The sequence below is a fragment of the Mitsuaria sp. MSU3D genome, assembly GCF_056867975.1.
Map to the genome: position 1 here is coordinate 5,006,810 of NZ_CP200314.1, position 20,859 is coordinate 5,027,668.

General features: G+C 68.3%; 21 protein-coding genes. 15 read left to right on the top strand and 6 right to left on the bottom strand.

Annotation, left to right across the window (positions count from 1 at the left end; translation table 11 throughout):
• The first annotated feature begins 14 nt into the window (after positions 1-14).
• From AC1VNM_RS21945 to AC1VNM_RS21965, 5 genes are all read left to right on the top strand, one after another.
• The gene (locus AC1VNM_RS21945; protein ID WP_483108293.1) at positions 15-851 is read left to right on the top strand and encodes an ABC transporter substrate-binding protein; all 837 of its coding nucleotides are present in this window, start codon (positions 15-17) and stop codon (positions 849-851) included.
• A 94-nt stretch (positions 852-945) separates the two neighbouring features.
• Positions 946-1,647: an amino acid ABC transporter permease gene (locus AC1VNM_RS21950; protein WP_483108294.1), complete on the top strand. Its 702-nt coding sequence runs from the start codon at positions 946-948 to the stop codon at positions 1,645-1,647.
• A 30-nt stretch (positions 1,648-1,677) separates the two neighbouring features.
• Positions 1,678-2,472, top strand: coding sequence for an amino acid ABC transporter permease (locus AC1VNM_RS21955; protein ID WP_483108295.1), 795 nt, complete (start codon positions 1,678-1,680; stop codon positions 2,470-2,472).
• Between the two features lie 95 nt (positions 2,473-2,567).
• Positions 2,568-2,777, top strand: a complete 210-nt coding sequence (locus tag AC1VNM_RS21960; protein WP_377158912.1) for a type II toxin-antitoxin system VapB family antitoxin — start codon at positions 2,568-2,570, stop codon at positions 2,775-2,777.
• Positions 2,777-3,214: a type II toxin-antitoxin system VapC family toxin gene (locus AC1VNM_RS21965; protein ID WP_483108296.1), complete on the top strand. Its 438-nt coding sequence runs from the start codon at positions 2,777-2,779 to the stop codon at positions 3,212-3,214. Before AC1VNM_RS21960 ends, AC1VNM_RS21965 begins: the two co-directional genes overlap by 1 nt.
• On the opposite strand, the gene AC1VNM_RS21970 is transcribed toward AC1VNM_RS21965, so the two are convergent.
• Genes AC1VNM_RS21970 through AC1VNM_RS21985 form a run of 4 tightly spaced genes read right to left on the bottom strand, consistent with a single transcriptional unit; the run spans position 3,189 to position 6,964 of the window.
• Complete coding sequence (locus AC1VNM_RS21970; protein ID WP_483108297.1) at positions 3,189-4,079, bottom strand: ABC transporter permease; 891 nt, start codon at positions 4,077-4,079, stop codon at positions 3,189-3,191. The genes AC1VNM_RS21965 and AC1VNM_RS21970 overlap by 26 nt on opposite strands.
• 10 nt (positions 4,080-4,089) lie before the next feature.
• Positions 4,090-4,998 (bottom strand): ABC transporter ATP-binding protein, encoded by a 909-nt coding sequence (locus AC1VNM_RS21975; protein WP_483108298.1) that lies wholly within the window; start codon positions 4,996-4,998, stop codon positions 4,090-4,092.
• A 2-nt stretch (positions 4,999-5,000) separates the two neighbouring features.
• Positions 5,001-6,017: an ABC transporter substrate-binding protein gene (locus AC1VNM_RS21980; RefSeq protein WP_483108299.1), complete on the bottom strand. Its 1,017-nt coding sequence runs from the start codon at positions 6,015-6,017 to the stop codon at positions 5,001-5,003.
• A complete protein-coding gene (locus AC1VNM_RS21985; protein ID WP_483108300.1) occupies positions 6,014-6,964 on the bottom strand; it encodes a TauD/TfdA dioxygenase family protein in 951 nt (316 codons plus the stop codon). Before AC1VNM_RS21985 ends, AC1VNM_RS21980 begins: the two co-directional genes overlap by 4 nt.
• Positions 6,965-7,219: 255 nt before the next feature.
• Here AC1VNM_RS21985 and AC1VNM_RS21990 point away from each other — a divergent pair, with 255 nt between their 5' ends.
• A complete protein-coding gene (locus tag AC1VNM_RS21990) occupies positions 7,220-8,032 on the top strand; it encodes a glycosyl transferase (RefSeq protein WP_377158894.1) in 813 nt (270 codons plus the stop codon).
• 13 nt (positions 8,033-8,045) lie between these two features.
• Here the strand turns inward: AC1VNM_RS21990 and AC1VNM_RS21995 are convergent, their stop codons facing one another.
• The gene (locus tag AC1VNM_RS21995) at positions 8,046-8,453 is read right to left on the bottom strand and encodes a DNA-binding transcriptional response regulator (protein WP_377158892.1); all 408 of its coding nucleotides are present in this window, start codon (positions 8,451-8,453) and stop codon (positions 8,046-8,048) included.
• A complete protein-coding gene (locus AC1VNM_RS22000; protein ID WP_483108301.1) occupies positions 8,453-8,956 on the bottom strand; it encodes a GAF domain-containing protein in 504 nt (167 codons plus the stop codon). The genes AC1VNM_RS21995 and AC1VNM_RS22000 overlap by 1 nt, the downstream gene beginning before the upstream one ends.
• A gap of 600 nt (positions 8,957-9,556) precedes the next feature.
• On the opposite strand from AC1VNM_RS22000, the gene AC1VNM_RS22005 reads away from it, so the two are divergent.
• The 9 genes from AC1VNM_RS22005 (at position 9,557) to AC1VNM_RS22045 (ending at position 20,857) form a co-directional block, all read left to right on the top strand.
• On the top strand, positions 9,557-10,549 hold the full coding sequence (locus tag AC1VNM_RS22005; RefSeq protein ID WP_483109316.1) for a sulfate ABC transporter substrate-binding protein: 993 nt from the start codon (positions 9,557-9,559) through the stop codon (positions 10,547-10,549).
• A 36-nt stretch (positions 10,550-10,585) separates the two neighbouring features.
• Positions 10,586-11,467 carry a sulfate ABC transporter permease subunit CysT gene (gene cysT / locus AC1VNM_RS22010; RefSeq protein ID WP_377158887.1) on the top strand — a complete coding sequence of 294 codons (882 nt, stop codon included), beginning with the start codon at positions 10,586-10,588 and terminating at the stop codon, positions 11,465-11,467.
• Between the two features lies 1 nt (position 11,468).
• On the top strand, positions 11,469-12,359 hold the full coding sequence (gene cysW / locus AC1VNM_RS22015) for a sulfate ABC transporter permease subunit CysW (protein ID WP_377158884.1): 891 nt from the start codon (positions 11,469-11,471) through the stop codon (positions 12,357-12,359).
• Complete coding sequence (locus tag AC1VNM_RS22020) at positions 12,356-13,429, top strand: sulfate/molybdate ABC transporter ATP-binding protein (protein WP_377158882.1); 1,074 nt, start codon at positions 12,356-12,358, stop codon at positions 13,427-13,429. The genes cysW and AC1VNM_RS22020 overlap by 4 nt, the downstream gene beginning before the upstream one ends.
• The gene (locus AC1VNM_RS22025; RefSeq protein ID WP_483108302.1) at positions 13,426-14,349 is read left to right on the top strand and encodes a CysB family HTH-type transcriptional regulator; all 924 of its coding nucleotides are present in this window, start codon (positions 13,426-13,428) and stop codon (positions 14,347-14,349) included. Before AC1VNM_RS22020 ends, AC1VNM_RS22025 begins: the two co-directional genes overlap by 4 nt.
• Before the next feature lie 230 nt (positions 14,350-14,579).
• Positions 14,580-15,527 (top strand): CysB family HTH-type transcriptional regulator, encoded by a 948-nt coding sequence (locus AC1VNM_RS22030; RefSeq protein WP_377161670.1) that lies wholly within the window; start codon positions 14,580-14,582, stop codon positions 15,525-15,527.
• 132 nt (positions 15,528-15,659) lie between these two features.
• A complete protein-coding gene (locus AC1VNM_RS22035; protein WP_483108303.1) occupies positions 15,660-18,440 on the top strand; it encodes a TonB-dependent receptor plug domain-containing protein in 2,781 nt (926 codons plus the stop codon).
• A 292-nt stretch (positions 18,441-18,732) separates the two neighbouring features.
• Positions 18,733-19,692, top strand: a complete 960-nt coding sequence (locus AC1VNM_RS22040) for a sulfate ABC transporter substrate-binding protein (RefSeq protein ID WP_377161668.1) — start codon at positions 18,733-18,735, stop codon at positions 19,690-19,692.
• A gap of 238 nt (positions 19,693-19,930) precedes the next feature.
• Positions 19,931-20,857, top strand: a complete 927-nt coding sequence (locus AC1VNM_RS22045) for a TIGR02285 family protein (protein WP_483108304.1) — start codon at positions 19,931-19,933, stop codon at positions 20,855-20,857.
• Positions 20,858-20,859 lie beyond the last annotated feature (2 nt).

Sequence of the window (20,859 nt, forward strand, 5' to 3'; positions counted from 1 at the left end):
AGGACACCGACGCCATGACCCTGAACGTGACCCGCCGCGCCCTGCTCGTGATCGCCACCTCGGCCGCCATGCTGGGCATCGCCCATGCGGACCAGCTGGACGACATCAAGAAGAAGGGCGAGCTCGTGGTGGGCGTGCTGGGCACGGACGAGCCCAACAGCTTCATCGATCCGAAGACGCGCGAGATCGTCGGCTACGAGGTCGATCTCGCGAAGGCGGTGGCGCAGAAGCTCGGCGTGAAGCTGCGGCTGAAGCAGCTGGCGGTGGCGGCGCGTATTCCCGAGCTGCAGCAGGGCCACGTGGACGTGCTGGCCGCGAGCCTGACGCACAACAAGGAACGCGAGGCGGTGATCGACTTCTCGCTGACCACCTTCGTCACCGGGCAGAAGGTGCTGGTCAAGAAGGACAGCGGCATCAAGGCGCTGAACCAGCTGGCCGGCAGGAAGGTCGTGACCATCAAGGGCGGCACGCAGGAGCCCAACGTCCGCAAGGCCGTGCCGACGGTCGACGTCGTCACCTTCGACACCGGTCCGCAGGCCTTCCAGGCGCTGCAGCAGGGCAAGGGCGTGGCCTTCGTCAACGACGAGGTGTCGCTGCTGGACCAGTACGCCAAGCTCGGCCCGGCGGCGTCCCAGTACGAGATCCTGTCGGCCAACCTCAGCGTCGAACCGCTGGCGCTGGGTCTGCGCAAGGGCGAGACCAAGTTGAAGGCACAGGTGGACGGCGCGCTGCGTGAGCTCGAGGCCAACGGCACCGCCGAGCAGCTGTTCAACAAGTGGTACGGACCGGCGACGCGTCTGAAGTTCCAGACGCGCAGCTTCAAGATCGATAGCGACCAAGTGGAGGGCTGAGCACGACCCAGATGAACTGATCTACCTTGTCATCCGATGCGAGCACGCCCCGGCTTCGGCCGGGGCGTTGTTTATTGCGAGCCGCGTTGATTCCATGCCTCATCTCGATTTCTCGGTGCTGCTGCAAGGGCAGTTCCTCGACTGGCTGCTGGCCGGCGTGCGGCTGTCTCTGACGCTGACGCTGCTCGCGCTGGTGATCGCACTGCCGCTGGGCACGCTGATCGCGCTGGCGCGGCTGGCGCCGTTCCCGCCGCTGCGCGCGCTGGCCTGGACCTACGTCGAAGCGGTGCGCAACGTGCCGCTGCTGGCGCACATGCTGTTCTGGTACTTCGCGGTGCCGGAGCTGCTGCCCGACGGCGTGAAGGCCTGGCTCTACGCCGGCAACATCGAAGCGGCGGCGGCGCTGGCCGCGCTGGTGGTCTACACCGCAGCCTTCATGGCCGAGGACGTGCGCTCGGGCCTGCGGTCGGTGCCGCCCGGACAGTGGGAGGCTGCACGCGCGATGGGTCTGCGCTTCGCCGGTTCGGTGCGATGGGTCGTGCTGCCGCAGGCGCTGCGGGCGACGGTGCCGCCGCTGATCTCGCAGACCTTGAATCTCTGGAAGAACACCAGCATCGCGACGGTCGTCGGCGCCGCCGAACTGATGTACCAGGCACAGCGCGTGGAGTCCGCGACCTTCCGCGGCTTCGAGACCTTCGCGATGGCGACGGCGACCTACCTCGGCGTGTCGATGCTGATCACCGGCGCCGGCGTTCTGTACCAGCGGCGCTATCCGGTCCGGCCCGCAGGCCATTGAAGCGATCGTGATGAAGAGGAGCGCATCGCGATGAGCATCGCCGAGATGATCGACACCTACTGGCTGTACGTGCTGGTGGGGCAGTACCCGAACGGGCCTCTCGGCGGGCTGGCGTTGACCGTGCTGATGGCCGCGCTCGGCCTCCTGTTGGCGCTGCCGCTGGGCGTGTTGCTCGGCATCGCGCGCGTGAGCCGCCGCGCCTGGCTGCGGTGGCCGGTGACCGCGCTGGTCTATGTGGTGCGCGGGACGCCGCTGCTGATGGTGGTGTTCTGGGCCTACTTCTTCCTGCCGGCGGTGACCGGCCACAAGACGGACCAGTTCAACACGATGCTGGCGGCGCTGGTGATCTTCGACGCCGCCTACCTGGCCGAGATCGTGCGTGCGGGACTGCAGTCGCTGCCGCCCGGCCAGCGCCTGGCCGCGGAGGCGCTGGGCCTATCGCGGGGTCAGTCCTTGCGTCTGGTGCTGCTGCCGCAGGCGCTGCGGCACATGCTGCCCTCGCTGGTCAACCAGTTCGCGTCGACGATCAAGGAGACCTCGCTCGGCACGATCATCGGGCTGTCGGAACTGTCCTTCATCGCCGGCCAGGTCAACGCGCAGGTGCTGGTGCAGCCGGTCGCGGTCTACGGCACGCTGGCCGGGTGCTACTTCGTGATGTGCTTCGGGCTGTCGCGACTCGCCCATGCGGTGGAGCGGAGAAGCAGTCGCCAGCGCGCCACTCTCGTCGTCACGCCATCCGCCGCCGACCGCTTCTACGCCTTTATGCGATGCGGACTACGGAACTCAGTGAGCGCGATGGCAAGGAACACAAGAACCAGCCAGTGACGTCGGAGGGCAATGAGATCAACCTGATGACTTCGCGATCCGATGTGTGTCGAGACACTGAAGCGATTTCCGTGGCGGCACATCGGAGCGAGGTCATGCAAAGGACGATCATGGTTGACGAGGCCCTCTATCAACGCGCACTCGAACTCTCCGACTCTCCGATGAGTCCGGACGAGCTCGTGACCTTGGCGATGAAGACCTACATCGCACTCCAGGCTGGCTACCGTCTGGGTGAACTGGGAGGTTGTGCACCTGACATGGAAGACATCCCCCGTCGTCGTTGGGACCCCCAGGAGGACTCCTGATGACCACTCGAATCGTCGTGGACTCCTCCGTCTGGATCGCGCATTTCCGCGAACGCAATCCGACGCTGCTGAAGCTCATCAGCGAGAACCGCGTCCTCACGCATGAACTGCTCATCGGTGAACTGCGTTGCGGCACCCCGCCGAATCCGCGCGCGTCTTCGCTACGCTTCTTCTCCGATCTCTTTCACATGGAACCCGTCGACCTCGACGAAGTTCTGGCGTTTGTCGAGGATGAGGAGATTTATGGAAAAGGCTGCGGACTGATCGACATTGCCGTCCTGGTCGCCACCATGAGGACTCCCAAAGCCAAGCTTTGGTCTCGTGACAAGAAGATGGAACGACTTGCGACGCTGTTGGGAATCCCGTTGATGAACGGCGACCCCACAAGCAGAACTGAACGGCGGGACGAACTCACCGCTGCATGCCCCACCGCGTGACTGTCGCCTTCTCGATGGTGCTGAAGACCAGCCGCTCGACCAGCCATCCGATCAGGATGACCAGGGCCAGCCCTGCGAAGACCCGATCGGTCTGCAGTTCATTGCGGTTCTGGAAGATGTACCAGCCCAGGCCGCCCTGGCCCGAGGAGGCGCCGAAGAACAGCTCGGCGGCGATCAGCGTCCGCCACGCGAAGGCCCAGCCCACGCGCAGGCCCGAGAGGATCGACGGCAGCGCCGCCGGCAGCAGGATCTGCGCGACGTAGCGCGGTCCCGTGAGCCCGTAGTTGCGGCCCGCCATGCGCAGCGTTTCCGGCACGGACGAGAAGCCCGCCGATGCGGCCAGGGCCAGTGGCCACAGCACCGCGTGCACGAGCACGAAGATCAGGCTGCCCGATCCCAGGCCGAACCACAGCAGCGCCAGCGGCAGCAAGGCGATCGCCGGCAGCGGGTTGAACATCGCCGTCAGGCTCGAGAGCAAGTCCCGACCCCAGCGCGACGAGGTCGCCAGCGCCGTCAGTCCGAGCGCCAGCACCACACCCAGCGCGTATCCCTGCAGCAGCAGCTTCAGCGAGATCCCCGCCCGCACCAGCAGTTCGCCGCCGTACAGGCCGTCCCACAGTGCCCGCGCCGCAGCGAAGAACGAGGGGAAGAGCAGGTCGTTGTCGGCCGCGCGTGCGGCAACTTCCCAGAGCCCGCCGAGCAATGCCAGCAACGCCGCCTGACGCCAGGCGCTGGAATCCAGCGCGCGGCGCCACAGCGGAATCGACGCCACCTGTACGGGCACGTAATCGGCGAGCGCTTCTTCGCGCTCGGCGCGCAGGGGCGGATCGAGCGGCCGCTGCGTCGGCAGCACGGTGACGGTCATCGAGGAATCCTCAGTTCAGCGCCACGGCCGCAGCGGCGGCTGCCGTGGCGGCGCCGGTGGCAGTGGCGGCAATGGGAGTCGCCGACTCCGCGATCGGCTCATCGCCAAAGAGCAGATGCTCAATGCGCTGCGCCTGCGCAACGCGTTGCGCCGGTGTCAGGCCTTGCGCATTCAGCTCCGCGCGCACCCGGCCCGGGTGCGGCGACAGCACCAGCACCCGGTGCCCCACGATCAGCGCTTCCTCGATCGAGTGCGTCACGAAGAGCAGCGTGAAGCGCTCCTGCTCCCACAGCGCGAGCAGCTCGTCCTGCATCCGGCGACGCGTCAGCGCGTCGAGCGCCGCGAACGGCTCGTCCATCAGCAGCACGCGCGGCTTCATCGCCAATGCGCGCGCGATTGCGACACGTTGCTTCATGCCACCCGACAGCTGATGCGGATAGGCCGACGCGAAGTCGGCCAGTCCCACGCGGGACAGCCAGTCGCGCGCACGCTCCAGCGCCTGCTTGCGCGATGCAGTGCCCGACGCGATCAGCGGGAACGCGACGTTCTCCAGCACCGTCTTCCACGGCGGCAGCTGGTCGAATTCCTGGAACACCGCAATGCGATCCGGCCCCGGGCCGTTCACGGGTTTGCCGTCGACGAGGATGCGCCCCTCCGCCGGCGTGACGAACCCGCCGACCGCCTTCAGCAGCGAGGACTTCCCGCAGCCCGACGCGCCGAGCAGGACGAAGCGCTCCGAAGGCAGCACGTCGAAACCGACACGATGCGTCGCGCGGACCACGCCGCGATCGCTGCGGTAGTCGAGGCTGACGCCGTCGACCCGCAGGCGTGCCTGCCGGTCCTGCGGGCGGGCGCCCGCCAGGTCGCCGCACGCCTCGCAGGCGGGCACCGCGTCGAGCTGCTCCAGCACCGCGCTCATGCTCAGCTTCCGGCCGCGTTGTGCGGGTCGTCGAAGAAGTAGTCCTTCGCCGACGCCGGCTTGTTCTTGATCGCGCCGATGCGATGCATGAACGACGCCAGCGCGAAGGTGTTCTGCGGCGTGATCTTGAACTGCACCTCCGGGTTCTTGATCACCTTCAGCAGCAGTTCCTTGGGCACCTTGGAGTTCTCGTTCCTGATGTAGATGTCCGCCGAGCGCTCCGGGTTCTTCGAGATGAAGTCCGCCGCCTCGGCCAGCGCGCCGATGAAGGCCTTGTAGGTCTTCGGGTTGTCGCGCCGGAACTTCTCCGTCGTGTACAGCACCGTCGCCGACGCCGGCCCGCCGAGCACCTCGTAGCTGTTCAGCACGATGTGGACGTTCGGGTTGCCCGCCAGGCCCTGTTCCTGGAACGGCGGATTGCCGAAGTGCGCGTTGATCTCGGTGCCGCCCTTGATCAGCGCCGCCGTCGCCTCCGGGTGCGGCAGCGCGACCTGCAGCCGGTCCAGCTTGTTGAACTGCGCGTCGCCCCAGCGCTTGGCCGAGGCCAGCTGCAGGATCCGGGACTGCACCGACACGCCCACCGCCGGCAGCGCGATGCGGTCCTTGTCGCCGAAGTCGTCGATGGTCTTGACGGCGGGGTTGCTGCTGGTCAGGTAGTACGGGAAGTTGCCCAGCGAGGCGATGCCGCGCACGTTCTGCTTGCCCTGCGTCTTGTCCCACAGCGTCAGCAGCGGGCCGACGCCCGCGCCGGCGATGTCGATGCTGCCGGACAGCAGCGCCTCGTTGATCGCCGGGCCGCCGGAGAGCTGCACGCGCTCGACCTGGATGTCGACGCCCGCGGCCTTGCCGTGCTTCTCGATCAGCTGCTGGTCCTGCGCGACGTTCAGCAGCAGGTACACGATGCCGAACTGCTCGGCGATGCGGATCTTGCCTTCCGCATGCGCGGAGGTCGCCGACAACGCCACGGTCGCGGCGAGCGCGCCCGAGAGCAGCAGGGAGGAAAGTTTCTGGAGCTTCATGCCGGGACGTCGCCTTCGATGGTGGTGCGGTAGAGGTGGCGCCGGAGGTGATCGGGGCAGCCCGTGGCGAGATGCAGCAGCGAGCGGTTGTCCCAGAACACCAGGTCGTGGGGCAGCCACTGGTGGCGGTACACGATGCTCTTGCGGCTGCTGTGCTCGAAGAGCTGCGCAAGCAGGTCGCGGCTTTCGTCCTCGGGCACGTCGAGGATGCGCGTCGTGAAGTGCTCGCTGACGAAGAGCGCGCGACGTCCGGTCTCCGGGTGCGTGCGCACGATCGGCTGCGGGACCGGCTTCACCTCGGCGATCTGCTCGGGCGTCAGCTTCGGGCGCCACGGGTTGCGGGCGCGGAGCTCCTCGTATTTCGCGAGGTAGCTGTGCTCGGCGCGCTTGCCGGCGATCGCGGTCTTCAGCGCCAGCGGCAAGCCGTCGTAGGCGTGATGCTGATTGGCGAAGAGCGTGTCCCCGCCTTCCGACGGCAGCTCCTGCGCGTGCAGCAGCGAGCCCAGGCTGGGGCGCTCCTTGTACGAGAGGTCCGAGTGCCAGTACTGCCCGGCGTCGCCCAGGCCGACCGGCTGGCCCTGCGCGTCGCGCACGTTGGAGACCTGCAGGATCTCCGGATGACCCGCCAGCTGGAAGTTGCGCAGCACGTGGATCTGCAGCGGTCCCCAGCGGCGGCTGAACGCGATGTGCTGCGCCGGCGTGATGCGCTGGTCGCGGAACACCAGCACGTGTTGATCCAGATGCGCGCGATGCAGCCGGGCGAAGTCGGCGTCGTTCAGCGCTCGCGTCAGGTCCAGCCCCACCACCTCGGCGCCGAGCGGCTCATCGAAGGCGTTGATCTCGAAGTGCTGCGACGGCGCATCGGCGAAGGCCGCCGACGCGGGCGTCACCGGGACGGTCGCGTGGGCCGCAGCCGCGGTGGAAAGGGGCGGGGCGAGGACTGTCATGGTCGCCGACTCTAGGCATCGGACTTCCTGGCCGGAACGAAGCTGACGGCATGTCCAAGCGCAGAAATCGAATAAGCGACGTCCCGAATGCCACGCGTTCCGAGGATCGCCCCGTTGGGCGAGGACGACGCCATCTCGGGATGCCAGGCGTCACGCCTCGGAATGCCCCGTTTGCAAACCATTTACAACTGCATGCGTATAGTGACGGACTTCCCCGAAGCCAGTAGGGATAACAACCAGAGGAGCACGAGCCCCATGAAACAAGTCATCTGCGTCAAATGGGGAACCGCCTACGGCCCTGAGTACGTCAACCGTCTGTACGGCATGCTGCGTCGGCACATCACCGGCGACTTCCGTCTGGTCTGCCTGACCGACAACGCCGAAGGCCTTCGCCCCGAGGTCGATGCCTACGACCTGCCCGAGCTGGGCTGCGAATGGCCCAAGAAGTCGCTGGGCAAGTGGCGCAAGCTCGTGATGTGGAGCGCCGACATGGGCGAGAAGACCGGCCTGTCGGGTCCGGTGCTGTTCGTCGACCTGGATTCGGTGATCGTCGACAACATCGACGGCTACTTCAGCCACGGCCATCCGGACGACGTCATCCTGGCTCGCAACTGGGCCAAGCCGATGCAGCGCCTGGGTCAGACCTCGGTGTTCCGCTTCCCGGTCGGCAAGTACCCGCACATCATCGAGAACTTCCGCGCCAACCCGCAGGCGGTCGCGGACAAGCATGGCTTCGAGCAGCATTGGGTCACCGCGTCCGTGCCCGGCGGCATCAAGTTCTGGCCGCACCTGTGGACGCGGCACTTCCGCCTGCATTGCCTGCCGCCGTTCCCGCTGCGCTACTTCAAGCCGGCGCGCCTGCCCTCGGGCGCGCGCATCGTGACCTTCCCCGGCGGCCCGAACCCGGCGGACGTGCTGCTGGGCCGCTGGAACACCCAGGACCCGCCGCACGAGAAGCCGTGGGACCACTTCCGCGCGGCCTTCGCCGGCGGCGTGAAGCACCGCTGGCGCCATCTGCGCAGCTTCGTGCTGCCGCCCCCGTGGGTGGCGCAGCACTGGGTGGAGTAAGGCCCTTCGCGGGCTAGTGCGGCGTGCCGGGCGGCGAGCCCGGCCGCGCCAGGTCCTGGATCACCTCCAGCGCCGTCTTCACCTTGAACGGCTTGAGCATGATCCGCCGCACGTCGAGCTCCTTGTAGAGCTGGGCGGTGGGCAGGTCGCAGGCCTCCGCGGTCAGCGCGACCGGCGTGTCGGCGGCGCACCGCAACGCCCCGGCCCGCACGCTCTGCAGCAGCGCCAGGGCGTCCAGCCCCTGGCCGATGTCCAGCAGCAGGCCGTCCATCGATTGGCTCTCCAGCAGGCGATGGGCCGCCTCGAGGCTGCTCGACTCGTGGACCTCCGCGATCTGCAGCTGCCGGGCCACCATGGCGACGGTGCGGCGGAACAGCGAGTGGGGATCGACCAGCAGGAGCTGACGCTGGGGACCCGGCATCAGCGGTCCTCCTCGACGGCCTGCCCGAGCAGCTCGGAGACCACCAGGTCGCGCAGGCTCATCAGGATGGCCAGATCGGTGTCGTCCAGCGTGCGTCGCCGCCGGTCGATCAGGCACAGCGTGCCGATGCGCACCCCGGGACGGACCTCCAGCGGCGCGCCCGCGTAGAAGCGGATGTTCGGCGGGCCCAGCACCATCGGGTTGTCCGCGAAGCGCGGATCCTGCGTCGCGTCCTCCACCACCATCACCTCGGGGACGTGGATCGCGTGGCCGCAGAAACTGCTCTTGCGGTCGGTCTCGCAGACCGCCAGGCCGAAGCGGGCCTTGAACCATTGGCGATCGTCGTCGACCAGGCTGATCAAGGCGATCGGGACGCCGAACTCCTCGGCGGCGAACTCGACGATGCGGTCGAAGCGCTCCTCGGACGGTGTGTCCAGGATCAGCAGGTCGTGCAGCGCCTGCAGCCGTTCGGTTTCGTTGTCGGGAATCGGGGCATTCATCATGGAGGCGGTTCCTCGCTCTTCCGATGTTGTCTTCTCCCTGCGCGGACGGACTGCGACCACGCCGTCGAAGCACCAGACTATCCGAGTTGCCCACGGGGCGCCACCCGAGTCCCCCGTCAGCGCAACGCCAGACAAGACGAGCACCTCCGCCGCTGCGCCGCCCCATATGAGGGCGGCGCAGCAGCTTGCGCCCAATGCGCATTGGCGGCGAGCGCCGAGCGCGCCCAGACTCCGTTCCACGGGGCGCGCCCATGTCGCCCCCGCCGGCGGCGGCAGTACGGCCGCCGGGAAGGCATGGTGAGAGCCCAGGTCGCGACCGGGGGCCGCCCTCGGGGTCTTGGGGGAGGCGCTTCCGGCGGTGTCCGATCGCGGTCCTGGCGCTTTTCTTCTGCCTCCGCCTTCTGCATTTCTTGCATATGCGTTATGCGAGATAAGCAAATGCCCAAACAATCGTTCCTGGAATAAGGACTGTTTGGCAAGCTTCGCAGCCCGACCCTCAACGTCGCCGGCCCACGCCCGCTTGCCCAGTCCGCCATGACCCAGAACAACGCCCGCCAGAACACCCGTTCCCTGTTCTCCGCCTCCCGCCGCCAGGCGCTGATGCTGGCCGCGGCGGTGCCGTTGCTGGGCGTGCCGATGCTGGCGGCCGCGGCCGATCAGCCGACGACGCTGCTGAACGTCTCCTACGACGTGGCGCGTGAGCTCTACAAGCAGGTCAATCCGGCGTTCGTCGCGTCGTACAAGGTCAAGACCGGCCAGACGATCACGGTGAACCAGTCGCACGGCGGCTCGTCCAAGCAGATCGGCTCGGTGATCGGCGGCCTGGAGGCCGACGTCGTCACGATGAACCAGGCGACCGACGTCGACACGTTGGCCGAGAAGGGCCTCACCGGCGCCGACTGGCGCAGCAAGTTCCCGAACGCCGCCGCGCCGTACAGCTCGACGATGCTGTTCCTGGTCCGCAAGGGCAACCCGAAAGGCATCAAGGACTGGGCGGACCTGGCGCGTCCCGGCGTGTCCGTGATCATCCCCAACCCCAAGGTCACCGGCAACGGCCGTTACGGCTACCTGGCCGCGTGGGGCAGCGTGATCGCCAAGGGCGGCACGGACGCCCAGGCCAAGGACTTCGTCTCCAAGGTGCTGGCCAACGTGCCGGTGCTGGACGGCGGCGGCCGCGGCGCGACGACCACGTTCACGCAACGCGGCATCGGCGACGTGCTGCTGACCTTCGAGTCGGAAGCCGAGCTCATCGAGAACGAATTCGGCAAGGGCAACTTCGAGGTCGTCGCGCCCAGCATCTCGATCGAAGCCGACGCGCCGGTCGCGGTGGTCGACAAGGTCGCCGCCAAGCGCGGTTCCGCCGCGCTGGCCAAGGCCTACCTGGACTTCCTGTGGACGCCGGAAGGCCAGGAAATCATCGCGCAGAACAACTTCCGTCCGCGCGACGCGGCGATCTTCAAGAAGCATGAGAAGCGCTACGCGCCGATCAAGCTCTTCACCGTCGACCAAACGCTGGGCGGCTGGGCCAAGGTCGGCAAGACGCACTTCGCCGACGGCGGCACCTACGACCAGATCATGGCCTCGCGCCGCTGATCGTCCGACCCCGATCTCCGCTTCCTTGACCCGACGATGAACACCGCCGTGCTCCCCGCGACGCAGGCCGCGCCCGCGCCCGCCCGCAAGCGTCGCCGCGTGCTGCCCGGCTTCGCGCCGACGCTGGGCTTCACGCTCTTCTATCTCTCGCTGCTGGTGCTGATCCCGCTGTGCGCGGTGTTCCTGAAGTCCGCCGGCCACGGCGCCGAGGCCTTCTGGGCCGCGGCCACGTCGCCGCGCGTGCTGGCCTCGTACCGGCTGAGCTTCGGCGCGGCGCTGCTGGGCGCGTTCATCAACGTGATCTTCGGCTTCATCCTGGCCTGGTCGCTGGTGCGTTACGACTTCTGGGGCAAGAAGCTGGTGGACGCGCTGATCGACCTGCCCTTCGCGCTGCCCACCGCCGTCGCCGGCATCGCGCTGACGGCGCTGTACGCGCCCAACGGCTGGATGGGCAAGTGGCTGGAGCCGCTGGGCATCAAGGTCGCCTTCACGCCGCTGGGCGTGCTGATCGCGCTGATCTTCATCGGCCTGCCCTTCGTCGTGCGGACGGTGCAGCCGGTGCTGGAGGACCTGGACACGGAGCTCGAGGAAGCCGCCGCCTCGCTGGGCGCGCATCGCTGGCAGGCCTTCCGCCTGGTGGTGCTGCCGATGCTGACGCCGGCGCTGCTGACCGGCTTCGCGCTGGCCTTCGCGCGCGCGGTGGGCGAGTACGGCTCGGTGATCTTCATCGCCGGCAACATGCCGATGGTCAGCGAGATCACCCCGCTGATGATCATCACGAAGCTCGAGCAGTACGACTACGTCGGCGCCACCGCGATCGCGGTCGTGATGCTGGTGTTCTCGTTCCTGCTGCTGCTGGGCATCAACGGACTGCAGGCCTGGAGCCTGCGCCGCAACGGTGTGGACGGGAAGCGCTGACATGGCTGGATCCACCGCAACGCTGGGCCGCGGGCGCACCGCCGGCCACTACCAGGGGAACCCCGCCACGGCGGAGAAGCGCTGGGTGCGCTACACGCTGCTGACGCTGGGCCTGGCCTTCTTCGCGCTGTTCCTGCTGCTGCCGCTGGCGGCCGTCTTCACCGAGGCGCTGCGCAAGGGCTGGGACACCTACCTCACCTCGCTGATCGAGCCCGACGCGGTGTCCGCGATCAAGCTGACGCTGCTGGCGGCGGTGATCTCGGTGCCGCTGAACATCGTCTTCGGCGTCTGCGCCGCGTGGGCCATCACCAAGCACGACTTCCGCGGCAAGCAGCTGCTGATCACGCTGATCGACCTGCCGTTCTCGGTGTCGCCGGTGGTCGCGGGCCTGATCTACGTGCTGATCTTCGGCGCGCAGGGCTGGTTCGGCCCGTGGCTGCAGGAGCACGACGTCAAGATCATCTTCGCCGTGCCCGGCATCGTGCTGGCCACCGTGTTCGTGACCTTCCCGTTCGTCGCTCGGGAGCTGATCCCGCTGATGCAGGCGCAAGGCCGGGATGAGGAGGAAGCGGCCACAGTGCTCGGCGCCAGCGGCTTCCGCACCTTCTGGCATGTGACGCTGCCCAACATCAAGTGGGGCCTGCTCTACGGCGTGATCCTGTGCAACGCGCGCGCCTTCGGCGAGTTCGGCGCGGTGTCGGTGGTGTCGGGCCACATCCGCGGCCAGACCAACACGCTCCCACTGCAGGTCGAGATCCTCTACAACGAATATCAGTTCGCCGCGGCATTCGCGGTCGCATCGCTGCTGGCCCTGCTGGCGCTGGTCACCCTCGGGCTCAAGCAGCTCGTGGAATGGCAAGCGACGCGTAGTGTCGTGAAGGAAGAAGCATGAGCATCCAGGTCCGCAACATCCACAAGTCCTTCGGCAGCTTCACCGCGCTGGGCGACGTCAGCCTGGACTTCCCCACCGGCGAACTGACCGCGCTGCTGGGCCCGTCGGGATGCGGCAAGACCACGCTGCTGCGCATCATCGCGGGGCTGGAGACGGCCGACCGCGGCCAGGTGCTGCTGGACGGCGCCGACGCATCGGACACGCATGTGCGCGAGCGCGAAGTCGGTTTCGTCTTCCAGCACTACGCGCTGTTCCGCCACATGACGGTCTTCGACAACGTGGCCTTCGGCCTGCGCGTGAAGCCGCGCAAGCAGCGTCCGCCGGAAGCGGAGATCAAGCGCAAGGTGCATGAGCTGCTGCAGCTGGTGCAGCTGGACTGGCTGGCCGATCGCTATCCGCCGCAACTGTCCGGCGGCCAGCGTCAGCGCATCGCGCTGGCCCGCGCCCTGGCCGTCGAGCCGCGCGTGCTGCTGCTGGACGAGCCCTTCGGCGCGCTGGATGCGAAGGTCCGCAAGGAACTGCGCCGCTGGCTGCGCCGCCTGCACGACGAGCTGCACATCACCAGCATCTTCGTCACGCACGACCAGGAAGAGGCGCTCGAAGTCGCCGACCGCGTCGTGCTGATGGATCACGGGCGCGTGGAACAGGTCGGCTCGCCGATCGAGGTCTACCAGCGCCCGGCGACGCCCTTCGTCTACGGCTTCCTCGGCGCGGTCAACCGCTTCGAAGGCCGCGTGGACAGCGGCATCGTGCGCGTCGGCGACCAGACGCTGGCGCAGGGCGCCGCGGCCTCGATCGAAGGCGCCCAGCATGGCCTGGTGCAGGCGTATGCGCGTCCGCATGAGCTGGTGATCATCCCGTCGCAGGATGCGCCGGGGCTGCCGGCGACGGTCGAGCGCGTGCTCGCCTTCGGCGCCGCCGCGCGTGTCGAGCTGCGCGGCGCGCAGGGCGAGCACCTGGAAGCGGAACTCAGCCGCGAGCAGGCCGAGGCGCTGCAGCTGTCCGCCGGTCAGCACGTGCGTCTGCAGGCCTCGCGCCTGAGTCTCTTCGGCATCGACCAGGCGGCATGAACCTCCAGCAGTTGCGCATCGTCCGCGAGGCGGTGCAGCAGAACTTCAACCTGACCGAGGTGGCGGCGGCGCTGTTCACCTCGCAGTCGGGGGTGAGCAAGCACATCAAGGACCTGGAGGACGAACTCGGCGTCGAGCTCTTCCAGCGCCGCGGCAAGCGCCTGCTCGGCCTGACCGAGCCGGGCAAGGAGCTGGCGGTCGTCGTCGACCGCATGCTGCAGGACGTGCGCAACATCAAGCGTCTGGCGCAGCAGTTCAGCAGCGCCGACCAGGGTCAGTTGACGATCGCGACGACGCACACGCAGGCGCGGTATGCGCTGCCGCAGGTCGTGGCGCGCTTCAAGGCGGCCTATCCGCGCGTGCACCTGGTGCTGCACCAGGGCAGTCCGTCGGAGATCGTCTCGTTGCTGCAATCGGGCGAGGCCGACATCGGCATCGCCACCGAGGCGCTCGGCAAGGACGACGCCTTCGTCACCTTCCCGTTCTACGAGTGGCGCCACGCGGTGGTCGTGCCGGAAGGGCACGCGCTGACGCGCCAGCCGCTGACGCTGGAAGCCCTCGCCGAGCAGCCGCTGATCACGTATCACGAGGGCTACACCGGCCGCGCGCGCATCGACGCCAGCTTCGCCGCGGCCGGCCTGGCGCCGGACCTGGTGATGTCGGCGCTGGATGCGGACGTCATCAAGACCTACGTGCAGATCGGGCTGGGCGTCGGCGTGATCGCGGCGATGGCCTTCGAGCCCGCGCGCGACTCCGGCCTGCAACTGATCGATGCGACCCACCTGTTCCCGCCCAACACGACGCGCATCGCGCTCAAGCGCGGCCACTACCTGCGCGGCTTCGCCTATCGCTTCCTGCAGGAATGCGTGGCCGAGCTGACCGAGGACGCCGTGCGCGAGGCGATGGATCCGGACGCCTGAGCCCACGCGCGCATCCCTGCGCGACGGCGGGCAAGGTTTGCAGCTTGGGCTTTCTATCCACATGCCTCCAGCGCGGGAATGCTTATCGATTTTTGTTGGAGGACACCGGGGTCGCGGATTCGAATAATCAATCCGCATAAGCAATCCGCTTTCCCGACGTTTCCTGACGTCTCCGACGCTTTCCGATGTCTCCCGCATCGGCTGACGTTCCCCCCGATGTGTGGCCGACGATGAACTTCCAGCAACTCCGATCCGTCCGCGAGGCCCAGCGCCGCAACTTCAACCTGACCGAGGTCGCCCAGGCGCTGCACACCTCGCAGCCCGGCGTGAGCCGCCAGATCCGCGAGCTCGAGGACGAGCTCGGCATCGACATCTTCATCCGTGCCGGCAAGCGGCTCACCGGGCTCACCGAGCCGGGCCGCAACGTGATGCCCATCGTCGAGCGCCTGCTGCGCGAGGCCGAGAACCTGCGCCGCGCCGGCGAGGACTTCGCCCGCGCCGACAGCGGCCACCTGCGCATCGCGGCGACGCACAGCCAGGCACGCTATGCGCTGCCGCCGGCGGTGCGCGACTTCCGTGAATCGCATCCCGAGGTCAGCCTGCAGTTCACGCAGGGCTCGCCGCAGCAGGTCGCGCGGCTGCTGATCGACGGCGAGGCGGACATCGGCATCGCGACCGAAGCGCTCGCGCTGCATCCGCAGCTGCTGACGCTGCCCTGCTACCGCTGGACCCACACGGTGCTGGTGCCGCCCGGCCATCCGCTGGAAGCTGAAGCCAACGCGGGCACGCCGCTGTCGCTGGAGCGCCTGGCCGAGTTCCCGGTCATCACCTACGAGACCGGCTACACCGGCCGCTCGCACATCGACGATGCCTTCGCGGCGGCGGGGCTGGACCTCAACGTCGTGCTGGTCGCGATGGACGCGGACGTGATCAAGACCTACGTCGAGCTGGGCCTGGGCGTGGGCATCGTCGCCGCGATCGCCTACGACGAGGAACGCGACCGCCACCTGCGCTCGATCGACGCACGGCACCTGTTCGCCGACAACCTGACGCGGCTCGCCGTGCGCCGCGACGCCTACCTGCGCGACTACGTCTACGCGTTCATCGAGACCTTCGCGCCGCCGCTGTCGCGCGAGCTGGTCGAGCAGGCGCGCGTCGCGCCCAACGGCTCGGATTGACCGTGCCAAAAGAAATTCCGCATGTGCATAGTCCGGGTGCACAGCTAAGCAACGCAGAAAGCATTGGTTCAACGCGGAGAGGGCGCTTCCTAGAGTGACGGGCTCACCTGTTCACTCCCACAAGGAAGTCTCTTGAAGCAGTTCGTCGACCACGTGGCCCGCCTGACCGGACCGGCCGCCACGCTGGCCGCGGCCCTCGCCGCGGCCTATCCCGTCACCGGCGCCTTCGCACAGGCCCAGCCGCCCGCTTCGCCCGCTGGGCCCACTGTGTCCGCACCGGCCGCCGCGTCCACACAGGACACGGCCAAGGACGCGCCGCTGCCGTCGGTGGTCGTCACCGGTTCGCGCATCTCGCGCGTCAACAGCGAGGGGCCGAGTCCGATCACCGTGATCAAGTCGGAAGACCTGGACCGGCTCGGCTACAAGAACGTCTCCGACGCACTGAGCAGCCTGACCGAGAACACCGGCTTCACGCAGGGCGAGGACTTCGGCAACACCTTCACGCCGGCCGCCAATGCGATCAGCCTGCGCGGCCTCGGCCCCAACCACACGCTGGTGCTGGTCAACGGCCGGCGCGTGGCCGACTACCCGACCGCCTATGAGGGCTCGGTCAACTTCGTCAACATCGCCAACATCCCGTCCGCGCTGATCGACCGCATCGAGGTCCTCAGCGGCGGCGCCTCGTCGGTGTACGGCTCCGACGCGATCGCGGGCGTCGTCAACATCGTGCTGAAGAAGCACGTCGACGGCGTCACCGTCAACCTGCGCGCCGGCAGCACCCAACGCGGCGGCGGCGAGAACGCGCGCGCGCAGATCACCGGCGGCCTCGATGCCGGCGCCCTGCAGGGCGTGTGGGGCGTCGAGCTCAGCGGCCGCGAGCCGATCTGGAGCCGCCAACGCGACTTCATGGCCGACACGACGCTGCAGGGCGCCGCGCCGACGGTCGTCTTCGGCCGGCGCAACGCGACCGGCGGCGCCTACCTCACGCCGACCGACGGCTGCGCGGGCGCGGGCACGCTGTTCGAGGGCTCGGTCTCGGCCTACACGGCGAGGAACGGCACCTACTGCGGCAGCGGCCGCGCGTCGCCAACGTACTGGACGACGCAGACCGGCAACCGCAGCGCGCAGGCGGCAGGCGCGCTGACGCTCGCGCTGGACCACGGCCTCGAGCTGTTCGCCGAGGGCCAGTTCGGCTGGGCGCGGACCGAGAACAACACGCGTGGACCGAGCTGGACCTCGGACATCGCGGGCAAGGGCTACTTCCGCAATGCCACGACGGGCCAGCTGGAGATCTGGACGCGTCGCTTCGCGCCCGAGGAAATCGGCGGCGTGGACCGCTTCAACCGCAAGTGGCAGGACTCGACGCACAACGTCGCCGTCGGCGCGCGTGGCGAGCTGGCCGGATCCTGGACCTTCGAGGTGGCGGCCAACAGCTCCTACTACCTGAACCGCACCACGACGCCGCGGCTGACGGCGGGCATCGAACAGCTGCTGCTCGGACAGAAGCTCGGCACCGAGGCAGACGGCACGGCGATCTATTCGGCCGATCCGGCACGCCTGTTCCGCCCGCTGACGCCGCAGGAGATCGACGGCGTCACCGACCGCAGCTGGACGCGCAACGCCAGCTGGAACCAGCAGCTGAGCGCGTCCGCCAGCGGCGAGTGGTTCAAGCTCCCCGGCGGTCCGGTGCGCGCGGCCGTCGTGGCTGAGGCAGGCACGCAAGGCTTCCGCAACGAAGCCGACCCGCGGCTGGGCCAAGGCATCTTCTACAACACGAGCACCTCGCCCACCGTGCGCGGCACGCGCGAGCGGCTGGCGCTGGGCGGCGAACTCAATGCGCCGATCACGAAGCAGTTGACCGCGACCTTGGCCGCGCGGCACGACCGCTACGAATTCGCCGGCCGCAGCGACGGCAGCACGACCTACAACGCGGGCCTCGAGTTCCGACCGCTCTCGACGCTGCTGCTGCGCGCGCAGCACGCGACCAGCTTCCGCGCGCCGGACATGAACTACATCTTCGCGCAGCAGACGAAGGGCTACTACTCGTCGTCGACGGACTACTACCGCTGCGCGCAGACCGGGCAGCCGCTGTCGACCTGCGACTTCGCGGACGTCTCGCCCGGCTTCAACTTCGTGCGCACGGGCTCGTCGGACCTGAAGTCGGAACGAGGTCGCTCGTGGGGCGTGGGTGCGGTGTGGCAACCGGCCTCGTCCTTCGACGTGTCGCTGGACCTGTGGAAGATCGCGATCCGCGACCTGGTCACCGACCTCAGCGCCGACGGCGTGCTGCGCGACGAGTCGGACTGCCGCACCGGCATCAAGGACATCCAGTCGCCGACCTGCGTGGACGCGATCGCCCGCGTGCGCCGCAACCCGGCCGACGCGCTGGTCCGCCCGGGCGAGGTCGCGGAAGTCCGTGTCAATCCGATCAACGCGGCGAGCGAATCGACCTGGGGCCTCGACGTCGGCACGCGTTACACCTGGGCGACGGCCACGTGGGGCAAATGGACGGTCGACGCGAAGTACACGCGGGTCAAGAGCTTCAAGTACCAGCAGTTCGCCGGCGACGAGAACCGCAACGTCGTGGGCACGGCAGACTTCAGCGATTGGCCCAGCCGGCTCAACGCGAGCGTGGTCTGGCAGACCGGCGACTGGACGCACGCCGTCTCGGCGCAGCGCAACGGCCGCATCGCACGCGAGGACCACGAGGGCACGCTGGGCCTCTACTGGAACTTCAACGCCAGCACCGCGTGGCAGATCGGCAAGCAGACGCGCGTCAGCCTGATCGTCAACAACCTGTTCGACAAGATCCGCCGCGATCCGAGCGCCACCTGGCCGTACTACCCGGTCGGCTACTACTCGCCGCACGGGCGGCAAGGCTGGATCGAGCTGGAACACCGCTTCGGCGCCTGAGACCGACCCAAGCCCTCGGACGACGCGGGTGACCGCGCCGTTCCACCGGTTCCGACTGCCGCGGCGACCCCGCCCCGGCTTGCGGGCCGCCCCTCACGAGGGGGCGGCCCTTTTTTCCGGCAACGGTGCAAAGCAAAGCAGATCTTCTTCGTTCCCTTTGACTGTGCGCTTGCCTACATTGAGCGCTCCCCTCAACCCCCGTGATGAGAAGAATCCCGTGAACCCCATTCGCCGTCTCCGTCGCACCGTCTCGCTGCTCGCCACCGCCGCCCTGCTTGGCGGTGCCGCGCTGATGCCCCTGGCCCACGCGCAGGGCTCGGTCACGCTGCTCAACGTGTCGTACGACCCGACGCGCGAGCTCTACCAGGACTACAACGCCGCGTTCGCGAAGTACTGGAAGGCCAAGACCGGCGAGACCGTCACGGTGAAGAACTCGCACGGCGGCTCGGGCAAGCAGGCGCGCTCGGTGATCGACGGCCTGGATGCGGACGTCGTCACGCTGGCGCTGGCCTACGACATCGACGCGCTGCACGACCACGGCAAGCTGGTGCCGGCCGACTGGCAGAAGCGCCTGCCGAGCAACGCGTCGCCCTACACCTCGACCATCGTGTTCCTGGTGCGCAAGGGCAACCCGAAGCACATCAACGACTGGCCGGATCTGGCCCGCAGCGGCATCGACGTGATCACGCCGAATCCGAAGACCTCGGGCGGCGCGCGCTGGAACTACCTGGCCGCGTGGGCGTATTCGCTGAAGCAGCCGGGCGGCAACGCCGATTCGGCCAAGGCCTTCGTCAAGCGCATCTATGCGAACACCAAGGTGCTGGACTCCGGCGCCCGCGGCGCCACGACGACCTTCGTCGAGCGCGGCATCGGCGACGTGCTGATCGCCTGGGAGAACGAGGCCTACCTGGCGGTGAAGGAGCTGGGTCCGGACAAGTTCCAGATCGTCACGCCGAGCCTGTCGATCCTGGCCGAGCCGCCGGTGTCGGTGGTGGACAAGACGGTCGACAAGAAGGGCACGCGCAAGGTGGCGCAGGCCTACCTGGAGTACCTGTACTCGCCGGAAGGCCAGGAGATCGCGGCCAAGAACTACTACCGCCCGCGGGACCCCAAGATCGCCGCGAAGTACGCCAAGACCTTCGCGCCGGTGAAGCTGGTGACCATCGACGAGGTCTTCGGCGGCTGGCGCAACGCGCAGAAGACGCACTTCGACGACGGCGGCGTCTTCGACCAGATCAGCGCGGTGCGCTGAGTCCCGACGGTACCGCGCTTCACGCTGTCAACGTTTGTCTCCTCGGTCGGTCTCGGGCGCCGCGCAAGCGGCGTCATAGGCAACCAGACCGTTCGCTCTGTGCGAGCAGCCCCGCTGGCGGCAAGTCGGCGGGGCCTTTTTTCGTCCGCCCCGCCGGAACGTGCCGGGCAGTGACCAACTACCGCTCCACGGCGCAGGACAGGGGCGCCGTGCGACAGCGGCCAGCAACGATCCCCGTATGCTGTGGCCCGTGAAGTTCCTCGCTCCGATCCGTTCGCGCCTTGTCGCCCTCCTGCCGTCGACCGTCCTGCTGCTGGCGGCGCCGCACGCGGGCGCGCAAGGGCCCGGCGCAACACCTGCCCCCGCGCCGGCCGTCACCAGGATCACCTGGCTCGCCTCCGACCATGCGCCGCAGATGACGGGCGCCGACGCCAGCGGCGTGACCGGGCGCGTGATCGCCTATCTCGAGAAGCAATGGCCGGGCGTCCGGCACGAGATCGTCTTCGCCAACGCCAAACGCAGCTGGCAGATGATCGAGAACGGCGACGAGGTGTGCCGCGCCAACGTGGTCCGCACGCCCGATCGCGAGAAGGCGGCCTACTTCATCAACACCCAGCTCACGCCGCCGCCGGGCCTGATCGTGCGCCGCGACAAGCTCAAGCGCCTCCCGCGCAACGCCGCCGGTGAAGTGCAGCTGGCGCGGCTGCTCGCCGATCCGTCGCTGCGCGGCGCGCTGATCGACGGCCGCAGCTACGGTCCGGTGCTCGACGAGATGCTCGCCGCGCGACCCGCCGACAGCGCGGTCTCGCTCTACTCGCCCAAGGACTTCGGCGCGCGTCTGCTGCAGATGCTCAGCCTCGGGCGCGCCGACTATTCGGTGGAGATGGACATGGCGCTCGTCATGGCCGGGAATCCGGAGGACCTGGTCAGCGTGCCGATCCAGGGCGCCAGCGAACTGGTGATGGCCGGCATCGCCTGTCCGCGCACGCCATGGGGACTCGCCGCGATCCGCGGCATCGACAAGGCCTACGGCCGACCCGAGGGCGCCGCCACCCTGCGGCGCGGCCTCATGCGCTGGCTCACGCCGGAAACGAAGGCCCACTACGCAGCCCGCTTCGATGCGTTCTATCGCGAACGCAGCAAGCCGTCCCGCATCGACCCCTGATC